This is a genomic window from Psychrobacter sp. H25 (assembly GCF_059076335.1).
In genome coordinates, this window is the sequence record NZ_JCACRV010000001.1 from 85,585 (window position 1) to 108,793 (window position 23,209).

Annotated in this window: 19 protein-coding genes and 1 riboswitch; of the genes, 9 read left to right on the plus strand and 10 right to left on the minus strand. The window is 44.8% G+C overall.

Annotated elements, in window-relative coordinates; genetic code table 11:
* Positions 1 to 40: 40 nt before the first annotated feature.
* The gene (locus AC5JPO_RS00380; protein ID WP_319050533.1) at positions 41 to 349 is read left to right on the plus strand and encodes a hypothetical protein; all 309 of its coding nucleotides are present in this window, start codon (positions 41 to 43) and stop codon (positions 347 to 349) included.
* Positions 350 to 399: 50 nt separating this feature from the next.
* Here AC5JPO_RS00380 and AC5JPO_RS00385 read toward each other — a convergent pair whose 3' ends face one another.
* Positions 400 to 975 (minus strand): DUF2062 domain-containing protein, encoded by a 576-nt coding sequence (locus AC5JPO_RS00385; protein ID WP_443526234.1) that lies wholly within the window; start codon positions 973 to 975, stop codon positions 400 to 402.
* 299 nt (positions 976 to 1,274) lie between these two features.
* On the opposite strand from AC5JPO_RS00385, the gene AC5JPO_RS00390 reads away from it, so the two are divergent.
* The 4 genes from AC5JPO_RS00390 to AC5JPO_RS00405 all read left to right on the plus strand — a co-directional run bounded on the left by AC5JPO_RS00390 (position 1,275) and on the right by AC5JPO_RS00405 (position 7,561).
* Entirely contained in the window at positions 1,275 to 4,196 is a 2,922-nt protein-coding gene (locus AC5JPO_RS00390) for a ComEC/Rec2 family competence protein (protein ID WP_493852987.1), read from the plus strand.
* 190 nt (positions 4,197 to 4,386) lie between these two features.
* Entirely contained in the window at positions 4,387 to 5,442 is a 1,056-nt protein-coding gene (sppA, locus tag AC5JPO_RS00395; protein ID WP_493852105.1) for a signal peptide peptidase SppA, read from the plus strand.
* 264 nt (positions 5,443 to 5,706) lie between these two features.
* Positions 5,707 to 6,597 carry an alpha/beta fold hydrolase gene (locus AC5JPO_RS00400; RefSeq protein WP_319050529.1) on the plus strand — a complete coding sequence of 297 codons (891 nt, stop codon included), beginning with the start codon at positions 5,707 to 5,709 and terminating at the stop codon, positions 6,595 to 6,597.
* 70 nt (positions 6,598 to 6,667) lie between these two features.
* Positions 6,668 to 7,561, plus strand: a complete 894-nt coding sequence (locus tag AC5JPO_RS00405) for a CPBP family intramembrane glutamic endopeptidase (protein WP_493852988.1) — start codon at positions 6,668 to 6,670, stop codon at positions 7,559 to 7,561.
* Between the two features lie 84 nt (positions 7,562 to 7,645).
* Here AC5JPO_RS00405 and dusA read toward each other — a convergent pair whose 3' ends face one another.
* The 4 genes from dusA to AC5JPO_RS00425 all read right to left on the minus strand — a co-directional run bounded on the left by dusA (position 7,646) and on the right by AC5JPO_RS00425 (position 12,084).
* On the minus strand, positions 7,646 to 8,629 hold the full coding sequence (gene dusA, locus AC5JPO_RS00410) for a tRNA dihydrouridine(20/20a) synthase DusA (RefSeq protein ID WP_493852989.1): 984 nt from the start codon (positions 8,627 to 8,629) through the stop codon (positions 7,646 to 7,648).
* 113 nt (positions 8,630 to 8,742) lie between these two features.
* Positions 8,743 to 10,047, minus strand: coding sequence for an MFS transporter (locus tag AC5JPO_RS00415; RefSeq protein ID WP_493852990.1), 1,305 nt, complete (start codon positions 10,045 to 10,047; stop codon positions 8,743 to 8,745).
* Positions 10,048 to 10,269: 222 nt separating this feature from the next.
* Positions 10,270 to 11,913 carry a phospholipase D family protein gene (locus AC5JPO_RS00420; RefSeq protein WP_443526244.1) on the minus strand — a complete coding sequence of 548 codons (1,644 nt, stop codon included), beginning with the start codon at positions 11,911 to 11,913 and terminating at the stop codon, positions 10,270 to 10,272.
* A gap of 21 nt (positions 11,914 to 11,934) precedes the next feature.
* The gene (locus AC5JPO_RS00425) at positions 11,935 to 12,084 is read right to left on the minus strand and encodes a hypothetical protein (protein WP_443526246.1); all 150 of its coding nucleotides are present in this window, start codon (positions 12,082 to 12,084) and stop codon (positions 11,935 to 11,937) included.
* 252 nt (positions 12,085 to 12,336) lie between these two features.
* Here AC5JPO_RS00425 and AC5JPO_RS00430 point away from each other — a divergent pair, with 252 nt between their 5' ends.
* The 4 genes from AC5JPO_RS00430 to AC5JPO_RS00445 all read left to right on the plus strand — a co-directional run bounded on the left by AC5JPO_RS00430 (position 12,337) and on the right by AC5JPO_RS00445 (position 16,232).
* Positions 12,337 to 13,644, plus strand: a complete 1,308-nt coding sequence (locus AC5JPO_RS00430; RefSeq protein ID WP_493852991.1) for an O-succinylhomoserine sulfhydrylase — start codon at positions 12,337 to 12,339, stop codon at positions 13,642 to 13,644.
* Between the two features lie 111 nt (positions 13,645 to 13,755).
* A complete protein-coding gene (locus AC5JPO_RS00435) occupies positions 13,756 to 14,085 on the plus strand; it encodes a YbaB/EbfC family nucleoid-associated protein (RefSeq protein WP_319050524.1) in 330 nt (109 codons plus the stop codon).
* A gap of 118 nt (positions 14,086 to 14,203) precedes the next feature.
* Entirely contained in the window at positions 14,204 to 14,797 is a 594-nt protein-coding gene (gene recR / locus AC5JPO_RS00440) for a recombination mediator RecR (RefSeq protein WP_493852992.1), read from the plus strand.
* A gap of 124 nt (positions 14,798 to 14,921) precedes the next feature.
* On the plus strand, positions 14,922 to 16,232 hold the full coding sequence (locus AC5JPO_RS00445; RefSeq protein ID WP_493852993.1) for a ribonuclease D: 1,311 nt from the start codon (positions 14,922 to 14,924) through the stop codon (positions 16,230 to 16,232).
* Positions 16,233 to 16,280: 48 nt separating this feature from the next.
* On the opposite strand, the gene AC5JPO_RS00450 is transcribed toward AC5JPO_RS00445, so the two are convergent.
* From AC5JPO_RS00450 to gcvT, 5 genes are all read right to left on the minus strand, one after another.
* Entirely contained in the window at positions 16,281 to 16,970 is a 690-nt protein-coding gene (locus AC5JPO_RS00450; RefSeq protein ID WP_493852994.1) for an esterase/lipase family protein, read from the minus strand.
* 194 nt (positions 16,971 to 17,164) lie between these two features.
* Positions 17,165 to 20,062 (minus strand): aminomethyl-transferring glycine dehydrogenase, encoded by a 2,898-nt coding sequence (gene gcvP / locus AC5JPO_RS00455; protein WP_493852995.1) that lies wholly within the window; start codon positions 20,060 to 20,062, stop codon positions 17,165 to 17,167.
* A gap of 64 nt (positions 20,063 to 20,126) precedes the next feature.
* Positions 20,127 to 20,900 (minus strand): nitroreductase family protein, encoded by a 774-nt coding sequence (locus tag AC5JPO_RS00460; protein ID WP_493852996.1) that lies wholly within the window; start codon positions 20,898 to 20,900, stop codon positions 20,127 to 20,129.
* A gap of 318 nt (positions 20,901 to 21,218) precedes the next feature.
* Positions 21,219 to 21,599 carry a glycine cleavage system protein GcvH gene (gcvH, locus tag AC5JPO_RS00465; RefSeq protein WP_057760766.1) on the minus strand — a complete coding sequence of 127 codons (381 nt, stop codon included), beginning with the start codon at positions 21,597 to 21,599 and terminating at the stop codon, positions 21,219 to 21,221.
* Between the two features lie 117 nt (positions 21,600 to 21,716).
* The gene (gene gcvT, locus AC5JPO_RS00470; protein ID WP_493852095.1) at positions 21,717 to 22,889 is read right to left on the minus strand and encodes a glycine cleavage system aminomethyltransferase GcvT; all 1,173 of its coding nucleotides are present in this window, start codon (positions 22,887 to 22,889) and stop codon (positions 21,717 to 21,719) included.
* Between the two features lie 168 nt (positions 22,890 to 23,057).
* A riboswitch (glycine riboswitch) is annotated at positions 23,058 to 23,206 on the minus strand.
* Positions 23,207 to 23,209: the final 3 nt, after the last annotated feature.

Sequence of the window (23,209 nt, forward strand, 5' to 3'; positions counted from 1 at the left end):
GCTACCAATCAGCTGCTGTATCTATTTTATAGGAACACATATGATGAATTTAGATGACGATCCAATCGCTGCTTTTGGTAGTGCTGAAGAAGGTGATGAGCCATTAAAGCCGTATATCGATCCGTCTGTGTTTGAGACTATCGATAGTCAAGAGCAAAAGGATTTAATCTCGCCAGTGTTTGATGCGATTACTCTAGCTGGGGTTGATTTTGATCTCAAGGTTCAAGACAGCGCAACTGGTAAACGTTATACGCTATGCAAAAACGATGAAGTTATTGAGATTGTCTCTATGGACAAAGACTTTACAGATAAGCTCAAAGCCGCCATAGATAAGAACAAAGCAGAGTAGCGGTATCAATCAAAAACAACCCTAATACCGCTGGACTGACATAAGCGGTATTAAGGCTCAAAGGATTTGTCAGTGGGTTTTTTCTGACGTTTTTGCCAACTTGCAACGGTTTTATAGCGCCACACTGCCTTAAAGGCAAGTCCACAAATAATGCTGGTTACAACCGCCAAAAGCGTTAATCCGATACAAAATGCTGTCAGCGATACTGTGCCTTTATAGGTAATAAATGGATTGGCACCATCCGATAGCGCCCATAAGCTAAAGTCTGCAATCATCCTACCGATAAACCGCAAACTGATCACAGGTGCGTCAATAATTTTTGCGCCGATATAATATCCAGCATAAAAGATTGGTAGACTAGTCAGTGGATTGGTAATCCATGTCAGACCGAGCGCCATAGGTACATTGGCTCGAAAAATAAGCGAGCCAATTAAGGCCAATAACATCTGCCCTGGCAATGGAAAAAACGCGCTGAGCACACCAATATAAACCGCCTTGTTGAGACTATGGCGATTAAAATGCCATAAACGTGGGTCTGCTAAATGCGGCGCGAATAATTTTAAGGTGCGACTTTCTAGGACTTTTTCTGGTGTAGGAAGTAAGTCTTTTAGACGTTTTTGGGGCACAGGATCGCCTTTAATCGTTAACCACAGTCCGCTCAATGATGTTGAGGGGCTGGTATAGAGTAATATTATGGATAAAAAGTAATAGTGAGTATACATAGGGCAGTGATGTCAGACAGGCATCACCTTCGTATTTCTCATCAGTATAGGGTAATATAAATATAAATGCTATTGCATCATAACTATGCTCATTCAGTTGCTTCCAATATGTCTACGAATGCAGTTATGTCTATGCCTTTATTGGCATAAATAACCATAGCGAACGACGTTATCTTATTTTGCCCATCAAGCAAGGAGTGCTGGTGTATTGGTTAATTGGCAGCCTCGTCGTTATTGCTATGATGGGGACTTTGACAGTCGCAGACAAGGTGGCGATCCCTACTGAACTGTTTTCGATAGGGCTGGCTAGTACGTCTGGTTTGTTCATCTTACTTATATTATTTTCTATTATTCTACTGACACTTACCCAGTGTCATGTCTCCTCAGCAACAAATCATCACACCTCAAGCAGCATATTCAAAAATGCTGAACGCTCATCTCGTATCGTTAAGTACTTTTTATTTACCATATTAGCCACTTTGTTGGTAGCAGGTAGCGCGCTACAGGCGTTAGTGACACATCATAAAGCTGCAGCCGCAGAAATCACCGATCCTATACGTGTGCAAGCGCTTGTTCGTATTGAAGGGCTAAGCGATAGTGTCTATAGTCCATCCGCAGATAGTGGCTATCGACAAGTAGCCGTGCTAACAAATGTAACGCCATTAATAACTGAATTAACGCCTCAAGATTTGGCAAATAGTACAAGAGACTATATAGCAAAAAATAGCCTAAGTAATAACAACACCAATCGTTCTAACCAAGACAACGAGAGTAACGTCACGTACCGAGCATTACTTAATGCTTATCCAAAAAGTGCGTCGACTGATGCCACACTCTCAAACCTCAATAATTTGCAGCCTGGTGATACGCTATTTATGAGTTTAGCACTTGCGCCATTGGTGGCCTCCGATCAAACAATAAACAACGCTTCTGGTTTTGATAGCTATCGCTGGTTGCGAGGTCGGCATATTAATGGCAGCGCAAATATCTTGGCTATCAGCCCATTGACCGTAAGTAATAACAAAGCTAGCCTGAATGAGGCGTCACATCAAAATCCGACTTCTGACTCGTATCTTGAGCGCTTGCGCTTGCATATTGATATAGGGCGCTGGCAATTAAGACAGCATTTTTATAGAGACTGGTCAGCACAAACGACAGCAGAACAGCAGGCTAAAGCTGTCACGTTGAGCTTACTCACAGGCGATCGTAGTCTAATTAATCGAGATACCAAAGATTTGTATCAACTGGCAGGTATTTCTCATTTACTGGCTATCTCAGGGACGCACGTATTGTTCTTGGCTATTGTACTAGGTGGTCTCATTGTGCTGCTGCTTAATCAGTTATGTCCAGCACTTTATCGTTATATTCCGCGCTGGCAAGTGCGTTGGTGGACAATGATTGGTGCAGCCTTTATCTACGCGTTGTTTACAGGTTTTGATGTACCTGCTGCTCGTACGGCTTGGATGCTACTAGCGATTGGACTTGTGAGAGTGACATTGCTACCTATTAGTACGATTCGAGTACTATTGGCGCTGGCCATACTGATGGCATGGTATGATCCTTATGTGCTCTGGCAGGCAGGATACTGGTTGTCCTTTATTGCAGTAGCGCTATTGCTCAAATATGACGATACGTTACATCAGCACAGTACCGCTGAGTTGGCAGGGCCATATACGAATAATAAAAGCACTCACGTAAGCACGGCGCTATTGAAGCATACTTTACGAGCTGTCAGGCGTATTTTTAAGCTACAGTTCTGGCTATTCTTTACTTTACTGCCCATCACATTGATCTTATTTGGCAAGGCCTCATTATGGGGATTGGTGGTCAATTTATTTGCCATTGGGCTTTTGGGTTGGGTGATTGTACCGCTTAATCTACTAGCAGGACTGTGTTATCTGTTATCACCTATGGTAGCCGATAGTATTTGGTCGCTAGTGATTACTATTGTCAGCAGCTTACATGAGCTGATTGGTTGGTTAACGTCATTGCCAGCACTGTCAGAGGCATGGCTCTATACACCAGTGAGTATGGCTATATTATTTATGGTGGTATTGAGTATCCTCCCTTGGTTATTGCCTAGAGGTCTGCTCAGTCGTTGGTTGATACTGCCACCATTGACGCTATTGATGATGACGGTGTATGCCAATCAGCAGTCGCTGACCATAGTGCCGACACTGTATGTCCTACCGACGGGTGATACGTATATAACGGCAGCATTGCTAACATATCCTACCGTAAACAAAGAAAGTAGTAACTGGTTATTCTTAGCTGATCACAGACCCGCTTCTACACGAACCATGCCGAGTAGTTTGACAGCAGATACACTGTCTGCTTCTTTAGAGCAGCAACTGGGGAGCTTATCGGTTAATCGTTTGGAGAGTGTCATAGTACAGAGCAGTAGCGTCGGACTGACGGATACGCTGACCTCTGATAATCAACGCATGATTTCTAGCACCAACAACTCTGAGTTATTACCGAAAACAGTCATTCATTTGGGAGAGCGCCTACCGATCAGTCGATATTGGCAAGCAGGGCGCTCTGAGCATTGGCTTACGTTTCAGCAAGCATACAAAACAACAAGCGGTGTCAAGAGTCAAACAAATATCAGTGCCCAAAACTGCGAGCAGGGAAGTGTATGGCAGCTTGCAAACGGAGATATATCAATACAGGCAATGACAGGCTGGAGCCAGATAGCCGACGCTAGTGTTTGGGACTGTACAATTGCCATTGATAGTCGCACACCTATACAAGTACGAAGATACAATGCAGCTGATCCACTCAAGTCACCACTTATAAACCCTCATTCGCAATTATCCAGTGGTTATCTGGAGACTAGTCGTACAGATGCTTCTCGCTCACGACTGATTTTAGATACCGATACACACCAGCGCGTCTGGCAAATGTGGTCGCTACTATGTACGGCCGATCTAGCTGACGGGCGCGCAGTATTTAAAAATACAACCTGGCTTGGTCATAGTACCTCTCAGGTGATAGCCGATGTCATGGTTCGTCAAAGCGTTGATACTGTCATGACCTACGATGATAAGCCATTACCAGTGGCATTGTCGTTAAACACGCTTGATAATAGTGTTGATATTGAAGCTGTTCGCCCTCAAGAATAATGCTGATACTACCAGCGTTACAATATAGTGATATTTCACAGTTATACTATTGAACCATGGTCGAAATACAACCATACTTAGCACCCCATGAATACCGATGACTGATTTGACATAGAGACCATTACTTCTAGTGGTATCTGTCAACCTCATCTTTTTATTGTTTTAGCTTGTTTCTGACTTAGGAAGTTATATGCCCAACTGGCCACCAGACCCTAACAAACGTCCTGATAATTCGCCACATCAGCCAACACAAATGCAGCAACCAAACGCGCCGAGTGGACAAGAATGGAAGGTGCTAGAAAATACCTTATTAGCTAGTGTGGTCGAGCAGCGCCGCGCTCGTCGCTGGAGCATTTTCTTTAAATTATTAACCTTTGGTTATATTTTATTGATATTTTTGACCCTAGGTCGCGGTTGCAGTAGCGCGCCAACAGGTATGGATGCCGTAGATACCAGCTCACCGCATTTAGCTGTAGTAGAGCTGCAAGGTGTAATTAGTAGCGATGATGTGGCCAACGCCTACGATGTCAATGATGCGCTAAGAAGTGCCTTTGAAAACAGCAACTCCAAAGCCGTTGCATTAGATATTAACTCACCTGGTGGTTCACCTGTACAGTCTGATGAAATTTGGCAGACTATGATGGAATTACGTGAAGAGTATCCGGACAAAAAGCTTTATGCAGTGATCGGTGATATCGGCGCATCAGGTGCTTACTATATTGCTTCTGCAGCAGATGAGATTTATGTCAACCCATCGAGCTTGGTCGGCTCTATCGGTGTCATTATGCCAAGCTACAATGTCGAAGGTCTGATGGACAAAGTTGGTGTAGAAGATCGTACGATTACCGCTGGTGAGTATAAAGACATCTTAAGCTTGTCACGTCCATTGACTGATTATGAAGAAAAGCATGTTGAAGGAGTGCTGGCTAATACGCATAAGCATTTCATCAATGCAGTAAAAGAAGGTCGCGGCGACCGTCTCAAAAACCCTGAACAAAACAAACTGTTTTCAGGGCTGTTTTGGACAGGTGAGCAGTCTATCGAGCTGGGCCTAGCAGACGACAACGGTAGCATTACCAGTTTGAGTCGTCAGTTAGAGCTAGATACCGTAATCAGCTATAGTCCAACTGACCCGTTCCAAATGTTTATGGATCGTTTTGCCGTAAAACTAGGGGCAGGTATCGGCTCAAGCGTCAGCCTTGATGGTTTCTTACCGCAAGAAGATGGTGATGCAAAAATGCGTTAAGCGTTTTATGTTTTAGATATAGTGTGTATGATTGTTAAGGCTGGGCATATAATTATGCTCAGCCTTAATTTTGTGCAACCTTAAATAAAACATATGGTTTAAAGTTATAAGAATTACCAGATAAGCGACGTATATATGCCAATTATCAGACTTGCTATAGAGCATGTCTGGTATTTATGTTGGCAATGCAACAATATGACAATGCAATAATATGACAACCACTAAAAATAATAGACAAACCAAACGATTCAAAGAGAGCCTGTTATGAGTGATGAAATAAATTCGCAGACCTTTGCGGTGCTACCTGTCTCCAAGATCACCAATAAACCTGTGCTACATTTTGCCCATGCCAATGGGATGCCAAGCGCTGTTTACGAGCCATTCTTTGAGAGATTGTCAGCGTTCTTTACGATTGAATATATCGCCATGTTGGGCGATACCCCCGATTACCCCGTAGACGATCATTGGCGTAGTCTAACGCAGCAGATTATTGACAGTGTAAAAGATGCCTGTGACAAGCATGGCGTCGCGCAGGTCGCAGGTGTTGGGCATTCCCTAGGAGCCATGTGTACCTTGCAGGCAACGTACCGTCGGCCAGAACTATTTGCTCAAGCCGTACTGATGGATCCGCCTTGGATTTATGGCAAAGTCAGCTTATTGTGGCATTTGGCAAAAACAGCAGATAGATTGCCACTTATGAATAACCGCTTGATGGACAAACTATCACCAGCAGGCGTGTCCAAACATCGCCGTGATGTATGGGATGACCGAAATGAGGCCTATGAAAAGATGCGCCACAAAGGATTTTTTAAAAACTTTGATGAACGCAGTTTTCAAGGATATATCGATCATGGCTTGCATGAACGCGCGGACGGTAAGGTCACATTGGCCATTCCCAAAGCCAGTGAAGTCGAAGTGTTCCGCACCAATCCTTCTTGGTATTGGCTAGCACCAAATCGTGGTCCGAAGGTGCCTGTTACCTTGATTATAGGTCAAGATAGTATCTTTTTAAAACGTCGCTTCCCTCAACAGATACAGTCGCGTTTAGGCATTCCTTATGAGACGCATAAAGGGGGTCATATGTTCCCGCTAGAGCATCCAGAGTCTGTCTCAATGCAGGTGCTCGCCTTGATCGAGCAGCAACTGCCAAAATAAAAGTAATGTATCATCAATTTGTCAGGCTCTTGGATCTGAGCTGACTGTCTACTTGCTAAGTGATATTGATATGTCCAAGAACTCTGTGTCCAACAAACCTATGCTAAAAAACTCTACGCCAAAAAACTCTACGCCAAAAAACTCTACGCCGAAAAACTCTACGCCGAAAAACTCTACGCCAAATAACCTAGCTGAACCGTCTGACAGAGAGCGCTTGCCTCATCGTGCGCCATTGTTTTCGCGCTTAGGGGCGTTTGTACTAACAGTAGGCATGGTGTTGGCATTTTTTATCAGTCAATTGGTAGGCGTGTATATCGCTGGCAAGCTGGTATTACCTGCTACAAAAAATGAATCGATGGGGGATATATTCTTTTTTGGTAGTAATGACGGGACGGTCGTAAGTATCTCGATAGTCATAGGCTGCGTACTGTTGGTAGCGACCAGTATTCTCATTATTCGTCTACGAGGCGGTAAGGTGCGTCAGTACCTAACATTGAAGCCGTTTTCATTTGCGGTAGGTATGGGTATGCTGGGCGTGCTATTGATATTTATGATTGCCAGTCAAGCGCTGACCTATATGCTAGATATGACACCGCTGGTTTTTGTCGATCCACTATATCAATCGGTAAGCTCAATATGGCTGTTGGTCTTTGCGATGGTAGTCGTTGCCCCAATTTACGAAGAAGTTATTTTTCGGGGCATCTTATGGTCAGCGATTGCAGAGCAGTTCACAGCGCCGTCATACTCTGTGCATCACGGTGCGATAGTAGCAAGTATCGTGACAAGTTTGATATTTGCTATTATCCATGTGCAGTACGGTATTTATGAGATCAGCACTATTGTGGTACTGGCACTGATATTTTGCTATGCCCGTATTAAGTCAGGGTCACTATTACTGCCAATCGCACTACATATCATTAATAATGGGGCAGCGATGTGGCAGTATCTCTCACAAGTATCGTAGCCAAAATTGACATTGTAATAGTGACAATATGACAGTAGTGGCTAAAATCTGTAGTCTGTTAAATTGACTGCATGCCAATCTGTGCTATGCGTCAGGATTTAACAACAATACTTCATCTGCCGCTCTTTTGACATCATCGAGGGTAAGCTGAGGTTTGCCGCTTAGTGCTTGTCGCCATTTACGTGCGCCCATCAACCCTTGAAACAATCCCAAATAATGTCGCGTCATTGTTGGGAGTGCTTCGCCTTTTTCAATTTGTTCTTCTAGATATGGATATAGCCGTGCCAAGATTTCTGAGCGCTTAGGGATAGTCTCGGGTGTTGTCTCGCCCCACAAGCTATTGGCCTCTGCTAATAGGTACGGGTTATGATAAAACGCTCGTCCTATCATCACGCCATCGATATGCTGCAGGTGCGTTTTGATGTCTTCTATCGTGTCGATACCACCATTGATTTCAATATCTAGCTCAGGAAAGTCTTGCTTTAAGCGATAGACATCATCATAGCGTAACGGTGGTATCTCGCGGTTTTGCTTAGGACTCAGCCCTTGTAGCCACGCGGTACGTGCATGAACGATAAAACGCGTACAGCCAGCTGCTGCAACAGTCTGCACAAAATCTACCATAAACTCGTAACTGTCAAAGTCATCAATACCAATACGGTGTTTGACCGTCACTGGAATATCGACAGCTGCTTGCATGTGCTTGACCAAGTCGGCAACCGTTTTGGGCTCTGCCATCAGACAAGCACCTATCTTATTATGTTGTACGCGATCAGAGGGACAGCCGACATTGATATTGACCTCGTCATAGCCGTACTGCTGAGCAAACTCAGCACACTGCGTCATCTCATCGATGTCTGCACCGCCAAGCTGTAATACAAGCGGATGCTCGAGCGTATCAAAACGTAGATGCCGTGCTCGGTTACCATGTATCAATGCACCAGTACTGATCATCTCGGTATATAGATACGTATGCGGGTTGAACAGTCGTGCAAAGTAGCGATAATCTGTAGTTGTCCAGTCGATCATAGGAGCTACTGAGAGGCGTTTGTTGGTCATATCAACCATGATTATTGAGCCTTAATATTTGTGTCTTAAATAAATGGATAAGGTGCAATGGATGAGACATCCCATTGCACCTTAGTTTTAAGCTTTGTTCAAATCAGTGACTGATCCATTATTTATAAAATAACATGATCAATTTTTTTGAATTCGGGCAAATTATAGAAGTAAAGCCCCATAATAATACCGATAGAGCCCACAAAGGCAATATATAGCGCTGGTGAGAAGCTGATAAGCGTCGTGGCGTAACCAAGACCAAAGGGGATCAGTACACCAACGATACCGTAGGTAATATTATAACAAAAAGCGATACCTGTGAGACGTACATTGGTCGGAAATAGCTGCACTAAAATGGCAGGGACCATGCCCACGATACCGGCACAGAATCCCAAAAGTGCATACATAATCAATATATAATCGCCACCCGCCTGCAAATGATAAAAGAACGCCAACGTTTGAGCGATAAGTAGAACAGAACCAATGACCAAAATTTTACCAAAGTTCTCATGGGTCGAGATCATGCCATAAAAGACACAGCCAAGAATCATAAATACAATGCCCAAACTGTGAGAGAAGCTAAACAAATCACTGTCTAAAGTAAAGTTGATTTCTATTAGATCTGGCAGTAGTAGGACAATGACAGAGGTGATACTAGATATCACTATAGTCAGTACCATACTGACAAAGATAGAATGCTTGCAGCGCTTGAATAACACCGTAAATGGTCTACCCAAATTCTTACCAGTTTTTGGCTTATCTAACGCCAAGAAAAACGGAGTCTCTTTAACCAATCGCCATACCAACAATGGCAGACAGGTTAGTAAGGCGCCAACAAAAAACGGCAAACGCCAGCCATAATCAGTCAGCTGTACGGTGGTCATAAAGTCAGTCAGCCACAGAAAAAACGCATTAGAGAACAGTACACCTACCAAAAAGCTAGCCGTAACGTAGCTACAAGCCACTGACAAATACTGCCGAGGGACATGCTCCGCCACAAATACCCAAGATAGCGGTACGTAAAGACCAAATGCCATACCTTGTATGATTCTCAGCAATATGAATAACGCAGGTGCAAGCGCACCCCACTGCGCATAAGTAGGCAGACACGCCATTGCGAGCAAGCTACCTGCCGTAACGATTATGCTCAGGAAAAAGGTCGGCTTTCGACCTTTGAGATCACCATAACGCCCGAACAGAATACCACCAAATGGCCGAGCCAAGTAACCAATGACAAACAGCCCCATTCCTTGCAGCTTAGCAACCGTAGGATCGTTATTAGCGGGGAAAATAGCAGCTGAGACAATGTCTGCAATGTACAAATAAATCAAGAAATCAAAAAAGATTACAGCGCTGATAAAGCTTACGAATATGACTGTATTTTTGTCTTTTTTAGACATCAGGGCGTATTGAGAACGAGTCGGCATAATAGATCACGCATCCACGGAGTAAAGTGGTCATTAAGACGATCATCGTTTAGATAATCGGCCATGATAAAAACCGGCAAATCAAAGTATATAAACAATGATTCGCCGGAACAGTAATTTTGTGTATTGTAATAAGAACTTTGATTACAGGATTTGGCTTTTAACAAAAGCAAAACTGCACATCCTGCAATTTTAGGGACTATTTAGAAAAGAGTTTACATATTACAGTAGCCAGTCAATGGGTAACCAAGACATAATAGTAAGCCAGATATGATCACTCATATCGACCCGTGGCTCTGAGTCATAAACAACTTCTTTGCCATCTTCCATGGTGTGCCACTCCAAGCTACCGTTGTCTAGCAGCTTAACTTCATAAGCTTGGTTTAGTAAATCATCACTCAGTGCCCCGTGCAGCTGTCTTGCCAACTCATCATCATTGATGATTACACCCATTTCAGTATTGATATTGGCAGACCGAGGGTCAACGTTGTAGGAGCCGATAAACACTTGATAGTCGTCTACCGCAAACGTTTTTGCATGTAGGCTGGTTGATGACTGACTGCGTGCACGCCAGAGTTTATTGTCACGTTTTTCTTCAGCTGCCGTCGATTTTAGCTCGTATATTTTTACGCCTGACCGCAGCAGGCTAGGGCGCCATTGACTATAACCAGAATGAACAGCGGTCACGTCGGTCGCATCAAATGAGTTGGTTAATATTTTGATATCAACGCCAGATTCAGCCAGTTTCACCAACGTATCGACGCCATCTTTGGTCGGTACAAAATAAGAAGAGATAATGGTCAGCTGTTTGGTTGGGCTACCAAGTAACGTACGCAGTTGGTGAACCAAATTGGTTTCAGAGGAGACGCTTTTAGACAGTTTGCCCACATCATCACTCAAGAACTGCATGTCCGTCCAACGAAAAGGCACCTGTTTGTTGATCAGATCAGTATCAATGGTAGAGTCTTCGATAGCGGCCTTATAGACAGTCAAACTGCTGCCTTCGTTGTTTTGCTCATCGATACCGAGCTTGTCCAAAGCCTTTAAAAAGTCAGGCGTAACGTCAGTATCAAATTCGGCTAAGGTCTCAATATCAAACGCCAAAGGAGATGACCAGTAACTGCCAAAGCTATTGTCAATGTCTGCGACCACCTTTCCGATAAGCAAAACATCCAAATCTGCAAACTGACTGCTTTGATCGTTACTTAGGTATTCGTTGCCGATATTACGTCCGCCAATGATGGTGATTTGCTTGTCAAAAGTCATGCTCTTATTGTGCATACGGCGATTGATACGCGGCAAACCAGTGACGTAGTTTAAGGTCGGCATTTTGCGGTGCATCAAAGGGTTGATGATGCGCACTGCGATATTAGGGTGGCTAGCAAAACGTAGCAAGTGCTGATCAAACTTTGCACTGTTATTAAAATCATCTAACAACAAACGCACGATGATACCGCGTTCAGCGGCTTCCCATAAGTCTTTTAAAAGTAACTGCCCAGCTTGGTCATTATGCCAAATATAGTACTGGGCATCGATATTGCGCGTGGCCATACCTGTCAAGATACTACGCGCTGCAAACGCATTTGCCCCAGTGACAATCGGATGGTAGCCTGATAAGTCAGGGTGGATCTCATTTTGGGCAGTGATGGCAGTCACCAGATCAGTGGGACTTGGCTCTGCTGTGGTTGCTGGTTCAGAGTCTGGGCTATCTGACTGTTGGTATAATGCATTGACTCGGGCAGATAACTCTTGGCTATCAGACAGGTGCGGCTGCTCAGGTAGACTCTGGCAAGCACTTAGACCCAAAGTCAGACCAAGCGTTAGACTGAGCGATAAAGTGTTTGCTTTTATACTGAACGTCGACATAACGAGTTTACCTTAGTGAGTCTAAATAATACTGATAAATAAAATGTATGAATAAGTAATGTGCTGAAATCGTTCAGCTATTTTAGAGATAATAGCATTGATTGGATGCTCTATCATCATATCACCAACGGCAAAACCCAAATCGCCGCTCAGCTTAGCAGCTGTTTGCATATCTGCCTATTATAAATACGTTATTTTTGTTAGATGAAATGGCTGCTTTTACTATAATCTAGCCAATTTATATCGCGATAACAGAATCTGTATACGTGAGCAGTGCAGCATATGATAATAATATTTCGGGGTACTCTGAAACCAGATGTGTAGAATAAGGCGACATGATATGATAACCCTGATGAATTTGCTTGATAATCAGAAAAATAAGCAGTCATTTTATACCAACCAAAGTAAAGCAACGGAACGTCTATGAGTCAGTCGCAAACGAAAGATGAAAGCAGTTTGAACCAAAAAGCCTCAACCAACGGGTTGGATCCAAACTGGCGCAATGATGCCTTAGATTTGGGTCTTGACTATGGTATGCAAACCATTGCTGTACGGGCAGGTCAACACCGTACCGATGAGGGTGAGCATTCAGAGCCTATCTTTACTACCAGCTCTTATGTCTACCAATCAGCTGCTGATGCTGCTGCTCATTTTGACGGTACAAAAACCGGTAATGTCTACTCTCGTCATACCAACCCAAGTGTACGTACTTTTGAGCGTCGGTTGGCTGCATTAGAAAATGGTGAGCGTGCTGTTGCAACGGCCTCTGGTATGGGCGCGATCTTGACCATGTGTCTGGCGTATCTCAAAGCAGGCGATCATCTACTCGCAGCCAATCAATTATTTGGCTCATCTATCGGTCTATTCAACAACTATATGGCCAAGTTCGGTGTGGAAGTCAGCTATGTGGATTGTTTTGATAATAATGCATGGGCAAATGCTGTTCAACCAAACACCAAAGTCATTTATTGCGAAAGTCCCAGCAATCCGCTAGCGCAGATTTGTGACATCGGTTACTTGAGTGAGCTATGCAAAGCCAATGATATCTTACTCGTCGTTGATAACTGCTTTGCCACGCCAGCTCTACAGCGCCCACTAGATTTAGGTGCGGACGTGGTTATTCACTCGGCGACTAAGTATTTAGATGGTCAGGGTCGGGTATTGGGCGGTGCGTTGGTTGGTAGTGATAAGCTGATGCAAGACGCATTTACCGTGGTACGCTCAGGCGGTATCAGCATGAGCCCGTTTAATGCATGGGTATTTACTAAAGGACTTGAGACACTTAAATTACGTATGCAGGCGCATTGTCACAATGCCAATCAAGTCGCAGAGTTTTTGGTCAATCATCCTAATGTCAGCACCGTGCATTTCTCAGGCTTGAGCGATCATAGCGCACACGAACTTGCCACACGTCAGCATCATATGAAAGACGGCTACGGTGCTATCATGGGTTTTGAAGTCAAAGCGTCTGATAGTAATAAGTCAAACAGCCGCGATACAAAAGAAGCAGCGTGGCATGTGATTGACTCGACCCAAATGGTCTCTATCACCAATAATCTGGGTGATGCCAAAACCACGATTACTCATCCTGCAACGACCACGCATTTCCGCCTGACTCCTGAAGCTCGTGCCGAAGCGGGGGTTAAAGATGGTCTGATTCGTCTATCAGTCGGTTTAGAAGATGTCGAAGATATCATCAAAGACTTGGCACGCGGTTTAGACAGTTTGTAAAGATAGCGGTATAATCACTGTTCACGCATGACATGAACTTTACGTGGTTCATGACTACTAATTACGATGCGCACCGTATAACATTCAAATATAAAAGATAAAGAGGCAACTATGAACATTCAAGCATTGATGCAACAAGCACAAACGATGCAAAAGAAAGTAGAAGCAAACGTTGAGTCGGCTAAAAAAGAGCTGGCTAACAAAGAAGTACAAGCCGAAGCGGGCAGTGGCTTGGTTAAAGTAACGATGACGGGTCGTCATGTGGTCAAGCGTTTGACTATTGATCCAAGTTTGCTAGAAGACGAGCCTGATATGATCGAAGATCTTATTGCGGCAGCCATCAATGATGCGGTTCGTCAAGCGGACGAGTTGTATGAAGAAACAATGGCAGGCGCGACCTCAGGTATGGGTCTACCACCAGGTATGCAAGGCATGTTCTAAGCGCTAAATATGTCATACTGAAGTCAAAAATGGGGTTGTTATCGACACGATACGACCCCATTTTTATAGCTACGATTTATAAATTCAGTTAAATAAAGTCAACTAAAGGAAAGTCACTTTGCTTACAGCCAAATTTGATCAGCTAGTCAAACAGCTGCGTATTTTGCCAGGTGTCGGTCAAAAAAGCGCCCAGCGAATGGCGTTACATCTGCTCAGCAAAAAACGCCCGCAAGGCATGGCACTTGCCCAAGCACTCGATGAAGCCATGCGCGATATCGTTGAGTGTCAGCGCTGTCATAGCTTTAGTGATGAAGAAGTATGTCCTCTGTGCCAAGACCCTAGGCGCGATGACAGTTTGCTATGTGTGGTTGAGACGGCGGCAGATGTGATGGCCATTGAGCAGACAGCAGGGTACCGTGGTCGTTATTTTGTGCTGGGCGGGCATTTATCACCTATCGATGGTATCAGTGCTGATGATCTAAATATTGACCAACTGGTGTGGCGAGTCAAGCAAGAACCCGTAGAAGAGATTATATTGGCAACGGGCACAACCGTTGAAGGTCAGACCACTGCTCATTTTATTAGCGAAGCCGTCAATCGTCATGTGAGCAGAGTCACTCGTTTGGCACAAGGCGTGCCGATGGGCGGCGAGCTTGAGTATCTTGATAGTATGACACTTGGTCAAGCCATGCAAAACCGCTCTTCTTTATAGTATTTGATAAAGACTAAGTCTTAGCCACTTTATTTCGTGAAGTTGTTATAATTGTATTCTCCTTTTATCTTAATAAGATGCATATTAGCGTTTTATTTTCTCTTATTTATGCAGGTATCTGCCCGTGTCCAATAATGTCTCAAACGCTCCAGCCCATTCTGACCCAGATAGCATGACTACTGATGTCTCAGAGCAATCAGCTCGTACTGAAACGATGCCAACAGCGTTAGACGTTGATACACTAGACATTGACGCATTGCTGGATATTGCCGATGCGGTTGATATCACTTGGGTGCGTGAGCAGAGTCAATTAGATGAAGTCATTGACGCCTTAGCGACTTGCGGACGTGTGGCATTAGATACTGAATTTATCAAGCGTGACACTTATTATCCACGTTTGGCACTGGTACAACTCAATACTGGCGATCATGTATACCTGCTAGATGCCCCGCAACTACAGCTGGCAGAGTTATGGGAGGCACTGCGTAAAGTCGATGTGGCTATTTGGCATGCTTGCGGCGAAGATTTAGGGATTTTTTATCTGCTGTCTGGTTGTCCGCCACTGACCAATATTTTTGATACGCAAATTGCCTTGTCTTACTTAACAGGTCAATTGCAAATGGGCTACCAACAGGCGCTCGCTGACCAGCTGGATATGCATATCGATAAAGAGCACAGTCAATCTGACTGGTTACAGCGCCCGTTGACAGATGAGCAAGAGCAGTATGCAATCGATGACGTGCGCTACTTGCCAGCGTTATATCTGAGTATCGAGCATGCACTAAAATCACAAGGGCTGTACGAGTATGTCTGGGCTGACTGTCAGCTCTATGCCAGTGACTTATATGATACGCAGCATGTCGAAGACGATGCGATGTATCTTACGATGGCCGACTATCGCTATACCTCACAGCAAATGGCAATCCTCAAAGGAGTGGCGACGTGGCGAGAAGAGCTGGCACGTGCGACCAATCAACCGCGTACCTTTATCATCAAGAAACAAGCGGTACGTGAGATCGTCACCGAAAAACCGAACAGCATGCGTGAGCTGTCGCACAAAACAACAATGCACCGCAGTATGCTGCGTCTGTATGGTGAAGAGCTGCTAAAAGTAATAAGAGAGGCAAAGAGTCTGCCATTCACAGAACATCCAGACTGCCTAGTGCCGCCATATCGCTCAAAAAATAAAGTGCTGTCCAAAGCTGTGCAACAAGCGATTGATGAGCATGCACGAGAGACTGGTGTACCTGCTAGCGTACTAATGCGCAAAAAATGGCTAGGACAATTGTATGAAGTCGTCGCTCTCGATAAAGATGTCAGCCAATTGCCACAAGGGCTGAAGGGCTGGCGTAATGACTGGGTCATACAAACCTTGATACCAGTGATCGAAAAGCACAAAACTGAGTTGCGTCAAGGTATGGGCATCAATGCCTAACAACGTCTAGTAAAGCTAAGAGCTGATATCCAAGATGGCGTTTAATCGTTAGCGTTTAAAGACGCCGTGCACTAAGAAGTATTTGGTCTGCTCAGCGACTTCTGGGTTTACGAGCATACCAGTATGAGAGACAGGCAGGGTGATATGATCTGCCGCCGCCTCAATCTTAGTTTCCTCTATATAGACGGTTCCGTCATGTGCCAGATGCTCTTTGAGTGGCGGCTTATCTGATTTACGCAGTTTGCGATTGTGATATTGCAAAAACATTTGACCCAAACCATAGGGACGATTGCCAGCGATCACGCCAAGGGTCACATGCTGTGGTAGTGGTGCGACAGTGCCATCTAAGGCATCAATGTAGGAGCGTCCTACGATAGCAGGAGTCAGTCGCCAGATATAATCGGCACAAACACTGCCGACATGCGGCGTACCTAGCGTCACACAATGGCCAATCTGCCATTTAGGGTATTGAGCGACAAAATCACGAATGATTAGACCGCCCAAGCTGTGTCCGACCAGATCTATGGGATGGTCTGGATGATGGTTTTTCTCTAACCAATGGTTTAAGCGTGTGCTATTGGTTTTGATACTATCACGCATGCTCCGGTAGCTATATTGATAGGTATCAAACCCCGAGGCTTGCAAACGTTTTGCAAGTGGGCGCATTACCCAAGCTGTCTGGTGTAAACCATGTATTAGGATGACACGCGTCTTTCGTTTAGGTGATTTGTGTTGCATAGTATTGCCCAATTAACTGCTTTGAAAAATCTAAGTTAAGTGTCTCGTTTTGGATACATTTTTCATTTTTATAAATACTACTATCAGTAATAGTACCTGTTAATCGAGTAGATAAAAAGTCAGCAAAATAAAAACCTCCAAGCCAGTAGCTGGCTTGGAGGTTTTTTATACATTTAGCGTTCAAACAGTAACGATTACATATAGTTTTCGATACTTGGGCAAGAGCACATTAGGTTCTTATCACCGTACGCATCATCAACGCGTGCCACACTTGGCCAGAACTTGTTTGCACGGATGTATGGCAGCGGGAATGCAGCAGTATCACGGCTATATGGATGCGTCCACTCTTCGCTAGTAATCATAGCAGCAGTATGCGGTGCATTGACCAATGGGTTGTCTTCTAGCGTCCAGTTATCTTCGCCCGCTTTGGCTTTGATGGCTTCTGCTTTGATAGATTTTAGCGCGCTAATAAAGCGATCCAATTCTTCTTTTGACTCAGACTCTGTCGGTTCAATCATCAGCGTACCAGCGACTGGGAAGCTCATCGTTGGTGAATGGAAACCATAATCCATCAAGCGCTTAGCGATATCGCTTTCAGTGATACCAGTCTCTTCTTTTAACGGACGAATATCAATAATACATTCGTGAGCCACACGGCCGTTTTTACCCGCATATAGGACAGGGTAGTGACCTTTTAGCTCGGCTGCTACGTAATTGGCGTTTAGTAATGCCAGTTCTGTCGCTTTTAGCAGACCATCACGGCCCATCATAGCAATGTACATCCACGAGATAGGCAAGATGCTCGCTGAACCATAAGGGGCTGCCGATACTGCTGAGCAGTCTTTTTGCGCATTGTGTACAGGGCTCAAGGTATGATTGGCCATAAATGGTGCCAAATGCGCCTTCATACCGATAGGACCCATACCTGGACCACCGCCACCATGCGGGATACAGAAGGTTTTGTGCAGGTTCATATGTAAGACATCAGCACCAACGTCTGCAGGCTGCATCATACCAACCTGAGCATTCATGTTAGCGCCATCCATATAGACCTGACCACCGTGCTTATGAGTCAAATCACAGATATTGCGGATACCTTCTTCAAACACACCATGCGTCGATGGATAAGTGATCATTAGCGCACCTAGACGATCACTGTGCTCTTCACATTTGGCTGTCAGATCATCGATATCAACGTTGCCATTCTCATCGGTTTTGACAACGACGACTTTCATGCCCATCATCATGGCGGTTGCAGGGTTGGTACCGTGTGCTGACATTGGAATCAGGCACACATCGCGATCGGTCTCGCCGAGTGACGCGTGATAACGGCGAATGGCGAGTAGACCAGCATACTCACCAGAGGCGCCAGAGTTTGGCTGCATAGACACGTCATCAAACCCAGTAATGGCTTTGAGCTGATCTTGCAAGCTATCGATCATCGCGATATAGCCAGTGACTTGATCACGCGGTGCAAAAGGATGCACATTTGCGAACTCAGGCCAAGTGATTGGTAGCATCTCACTGGTGGCGTTTAGCTTCATGGTGCAGCTGCCCAGTGAAATCATGCTACGGTTCATCGCTAGATCTTTGTCTTCGAGCGACTTGAGATAACGCAGCATTTCATGCTCGGTATGATGCGAGTTGAATACTGGATGTGACAAGATATCATCTGTACGCAGATGCGCGTTATCGAGAGAAACGCGAGCGGTTTCAGGTAGCTCGTGAGACTTACTCACAAAAAGCTGAGTCAAGATTTTAAAATCTTGCTGATCGCTGGTTTCACTAAAAGCAACGCTTAACTTGGTGTCGCTTAGACGCCATAAGTTATAGCCCACGTTGTCTGCATTTTTGAAGATTTGAGTAGCCAGTTTTTCTGAACCGCAATCAATCACAACGGTATCAAAGAATTGATCATGTACTACATTTAGGCTGCTGTCATTGGCTTCTTTGATAGCATCAGCGAAAGCAGTCGCAAAGGCATGAATACGCGTGGCAATGCGTTTGACGCCGCCTGGACCATGATAGACCGCGTACATACCAGCGAGATTGGCTAGCAATACCTGTGACGTACAGATGTTTGAGTTGGCTTTTTCGCGGCGAATATGCTGCTCACGTGTTTGTAGTGCCATACGCAGTGCGGTATTGCCTTGTGCGTCTTTTGAGACACCAATGATACGTCCAGGCGCTGAGCGTTTGGCTTTATCAGAGAATGCAAAGAAAGCGGCATGTGGACCACCAAAGCCCATTGGAATACCAAAACGCTGCGTGCTACCTAGTGCCACGTCTGCACCCATGTCAGCTGGTGATTTTAATAACACCAAGCTCATGATGTCACTTACGACACTGACGTAAGTCTTGTTTTCTTTTACGGCACTGATGACATCTGTTAAATCTTTAACGTCGCCTTCTACGCCAACATACTGGAATAATGCGCCAAAGTAGTCGCCAGATTTAGCCGTTTCAAAATCACCAACAACCACGTCCCAACCGAAGTATTTCGCGCGCGTATTAATCACATCTAGCGTCTGCGGATAGACACGTTCATCAACGAAATACTGTGTTGATTTACTTTTGCTTACGCGCTTTGACATAGCCATGGCTTCTGCCGCTGCGGTTGCTTCATCAAGCAATGAGGCACCAGCTAGCTCCAGACCAGTCAAATCGATACATACTTGTTGGAAGTTTAGCAATGCTTCTAGACGACCTTGAGCGATTTCAGCTTGATAAGGCGTATAAGCGGTATACCAGCCTGGATTTTCAAGGACATTACGCTGAATAACAGCAGGCATACGGACAGGCGAGTAGCCTTGGCCGATATAGCTTTTATTAACAGTGATGTCGTCTGCCATCGTGCGCAGTTTGGCAAGTGCAGCATGCTCACTCATCGCCACTGGCAAATCCAACTCTTTGTGCAAGCGCACTGGTTCAGGCACTGTGTCGTTGATAAAGCTTTGCATATCTTTATAACCAACAGCGCTGAGTAGGTCAGCTTGCTTGGTCTCATTTGAGCCTAAATGGCGATAGACAAATTCAGCTTCGTTGAACAATCCTTGGAAGGTATCAAACGATGGGTTTTGAGAGATAGTCATGACAATCCTTGGTTAAGGGAGTAATAAACAAAATAGCAATTAAGGGAATAATGTGAGCGGTACGTTATACGTAATGCACAAACTGAGTCTGATCAAAGCGGAACTGAGTGTTGTAAACACCATTGTCAGCGCGTTCGCCAGCACCAATCATCATAATGATATGTTGATCATCGCCCAAGCCTAGTAAGCGTTTCATCGCAGGCTCATCAAAGCCGCCCATGGCACAACTATCAAACCCATGAGCACGTAATGCTAGCATTAAGTTTTCGGCAGCAAGCGAGGTGTTATTGGTTGCCCAGTTTTTGGTATCTTCAAACGTATAGTAAGGCGACTTGATTGGCCCTTTCACGCGCCTAACTACTTGCGTCGCGCCCCATTTGGCTGCTGAGACTACGTTGGCTGGACCGCGCAAAAAGTCCATCGTGACGACTTTGTTGTAGTAGTCTTTCACTTTCTTTGGGACTGGCTGATCAGGATATTCGCGCAATACTTGCTGAGCGTGGTCGTGCCAAATGTCAGTACGGGCAACGATTGCAATCAAACGTGCTGATGTTTTTGCTGCGTTTTGATTCATGCAGTTTTTGATGGCACGTTTTTTATTGTCAGCATCATCGATAACATAAAACTCCCACGGCTGCAAGTTGCTAGAGTTCGGCGCTAGCATTGCCAAGCGCAGACAGTCTGCCAATACGTCGTCAGGGATAGGTGTGTCAGTGAAGCGGCGTACTGAACGGCGTGACTCTACGATATCGCGAAACGCTTGTAGCTGTGGCGTATGAGTAGGCGTGGCAATTAGGTCTTTATTGTCGGTCTCTAAGGTGGCGGCGTCTGAGTTCATATTAGGATCCATGCTGGGGATTGGGTCATCTGTCCGAGTCGGTATTGGGGCACATCTATAATAGAGGTCAAACATGTGAGCAATACGAGCCAATAAGATAACGCTTGAGAGCAATAACATCGAGCGGTCATGATTTATGACGGTCTATATGATCTATGTACAGCTATTCTCATATAACAAACGCATAAAACGACTAAGCGCTTTTGATGAGACAGGGTATTGAAGTAGAGAGTATAGATACCAGCTGGTGCCAGTATCTATAACGTTTAGTCGGAGCTGATAATTTTTATGAGCTAATATTTTATAAGTTCTAAAGTCTTACAAGTCGCTTTCGTATTCATCAGCAGTCATTAGTGCTTCGTAGTCAGCGATGTTGTCAGGCTTCATTCTAAAGAACCAACCTTCGCCATATGGGTCAGAGTTAATGATTTCAGGATCATCTTCTAGCGCTTCGTTGATTGCGATGACTTCGCCTGAGATAGGCGCATACACGTCAGAAGCCGCTTTTACAGACTCTACCACTGAGATCTCGTCATCAACAGCGATGATGTCGCCCACATCTGGTAGTTCAACGAATACCACATCACCCAATAGATCTTGAGCATGGTCAGTAATACCAACAGTGATCGTACCGTCGTCTTCTAGGCGTAACCACTCATGGCTCGCAATATATTTTAGCTCTGCTGGGATGTTGCTCATGGTCTCTCTCCTAAATGATAGAGGTTAATTAACAAAAGTAATGGAGGCTGGGCGTGTTGTCATTTTTATAATCGTGTGCAAAATGACAACGCGCTCTAATGATAGAATTTATAAGACCTAAGAGTCAAACTGTTGCTTGCCGTTGCGGACAAAAGGTAGCTTCAATACGCGCACATCGACGAACTTACCTTTGCCGCGTAGATCGACTTGTACGCTGTCATCTTCTGATACGCTGGCAGGCACACGGGCAATTGCGATTGAGTTTTTTAGGCTAGGGGAGAATGTGCCACTGGTGATAATGCCAGTTTGCTCGTTATCAGTGCCTTGATTGATAGTCACTGTCATGCCTTCACGCAATACGCCGCGCGTGGTCAATAGTAGACCCACTTGTTTCATAGCGGTGTTGTCTTCTTTTGACTGCTTACGTTTACTGACCAATGCTTCACGGCCGACAAAAGCGCGGTCGTCTTTTAGTGCAAGCGTCCAGCCCATGTTGCACTCGTAAGGGCTGATGGTCTCATCCATATCGTGACCATACAGGTTCATACCGGCTTCCATACGCAGCGTATCACGCGCGCCAAGACCGGCAGGCTTGATACCATTTGCTTTTAATTGCTCAAAGAAAGCAGGGGCATCATCACCATGCATGATGACCTCGACCCCATCTTCACCAGTATAGCCAGTACGAGCCACAAACCAATCAGGGCCTTCAATATCTGTCAAATCAGCACCAACGAAAGGTTTTAGTCCTGCTAAGGTATTTGCCCAACTTGGCTTGGTAGCTGCCAGTTTTGCAATAGCATTTGGACCTTGAACAGCAAGCATAGCAAGTTCAGGACGCTCGGTAATCGTAATATCAAAACCTGCAGCAACTTTATTAAACTGTGCTAAGTCTTTGTCACGAGTGGCGGCGTTAGAGACGATACGGTATTCAGTTTCATCGGCATTCATCAGGTAGACAATCAAATCATCAATGACGCCGCCTTGCTCATTGAGCATACCAGAGTATAGCGCTTTACCAGTGGTAGTGAGTTTATTGACATCGTTGGCAAGTAACTTCTGTAGCCATGCTTTAGTATCAGCACCTTTGATATCAGTCACCACCATATGTGAGACATCAAACATACCAGCATCTGTTCTTACAGCGTCATGTTCTTCGATTTGTGAACCGTAATTGATGGGCAATTCCCAACCAGAGAAGTCGACCAGTTTGCCCTCACTATCAATGTGAGACTGGTAAAAAGGGGTACGCTGAGGCGCTTTAGAGTGAGTATCTTGGGTATCAGTCATAACAAATCCTTATGTGTACATCAGTCAAGCTCAGTAGAGCCGGGCATAATGCGCAACGTGAAAGTAGCGAGAAGCAATATTGCAAGGTGCAAATATTACATCAAAGGTTGACACAGAAAGCAAAGATAAAGACGTAAGCCAAATAGACGCTGAACGTCAATTTGAGCTAAAGCCCCATCTGTCCTGTGACCTGAGATTTTCAACACGAATCATCATTTATGGGCAATGATATAAACCCTATAATCGATGATAGCGTATTTTCTCCCCTTCGGTGGGTAAGACGTCGTCCGTTCTTACCACTCTCCAGATTTGTTATGCCT

Coding starts and splice junctions, on each gene's coding strand:
- AC5JPO_RS00380 (WP_319050533.1), top strand. CDS start 41: ATGATGAATTTAGATGACGATCCAATCGCTGCTTTTGGTAGTGCTGAA.
- gcvH (WP_057760766.1), bottom strand. CDS start 21,599: ATGAGCAACATCCCAGCAGAGCTAAAATATATTGCGAGCCATGAGTGG.
- AC5JPO_RS00425 (WP_443526246.1), bottom strand. CDS start 12,084: ATGCAAACAGCTGCTAAGCTGAGCGGCGATTTGGGTTTTGCCGTTGGT.
- AC5JPO_RS00420 (WP_443526244.1), bottom strand. CDS start 11,913: ATGTCGACGTTCAGTATAAAAGCAAACACTTTATCGCTCAGTCTAACG.
- gcvP (WP_493852995.1), bottom strand. CDS start 20,062: ATGACTATCTCTCAAAACCCATCGTTTGATACCTTCCAAGGATTGTTC.
- AC5JPO_RS00400 (WP_319050529.1), top strand. CDS start 5,707: ATGAGTGATGAAATAAATTCGCAGACCTTTGCGGTGCTACCTGTCTCC.
- AC5JPO_RS00450 (WP_493852994.1), bottom strand. CDS start 16,970: ATGCAACACAAATCACCTAAACGAAAGACGCGTGTCATCCTAATACAT.
- dusA (WP_493852989.1), bottom strand. CDS start 8,629: ATGGTTGATATGACCAACAAACGCCTCTCAGTAGCTCCTATGATCGAC.
- AC5JPO_RS00415 (WP_493852990.1), bottom strand. CDS start 10,047: ATGCCGACTCGTTCTCAATACGCCCTGATGTCTAAAAAAGACAAAAAT.
- AC5JPO_RS00460 (WP_493852996.1), bottom strand. CDS start 20,900: ATGAACTCAGACGCCGCCACCTTAGAGACCGACAATAAAGACCTAATT.
- AC5JPO_RS00405 (WP_493852988.1), top strand. CDS start 6,668: ATGTCCAAGAACTCTGTGTCCAACAAACCTATGCTAAAAAACTCTACG.
- AC5JPO_RS00435 (WP_319050524.1), top strand. CDS start 13,756: ATGAACATTCAAGCATTGATGCAACAAGCACAAACGATGCAAAAGAAA.
- sppA (WP_493852105.1), top strand. CDS start 4,387: ATGCCCAACTGGCCACCAGACCCTAACAAACGTCCTGATAATTCGCCA.
- gcvT (WP_493852095.1), bottom strand. CDS start 22,889: ATGACTGATACCCAAGATACTCACTCTAAAGCGCCTCAGCGTACCCCT.
- AC5JPO_RS00430 (WP_493852991.1), top strand. CDS start 12,337: ATGAGTCAGTCGCAAACGAAAGATGAAAGCAGTTTGAACCAAAAAGCC.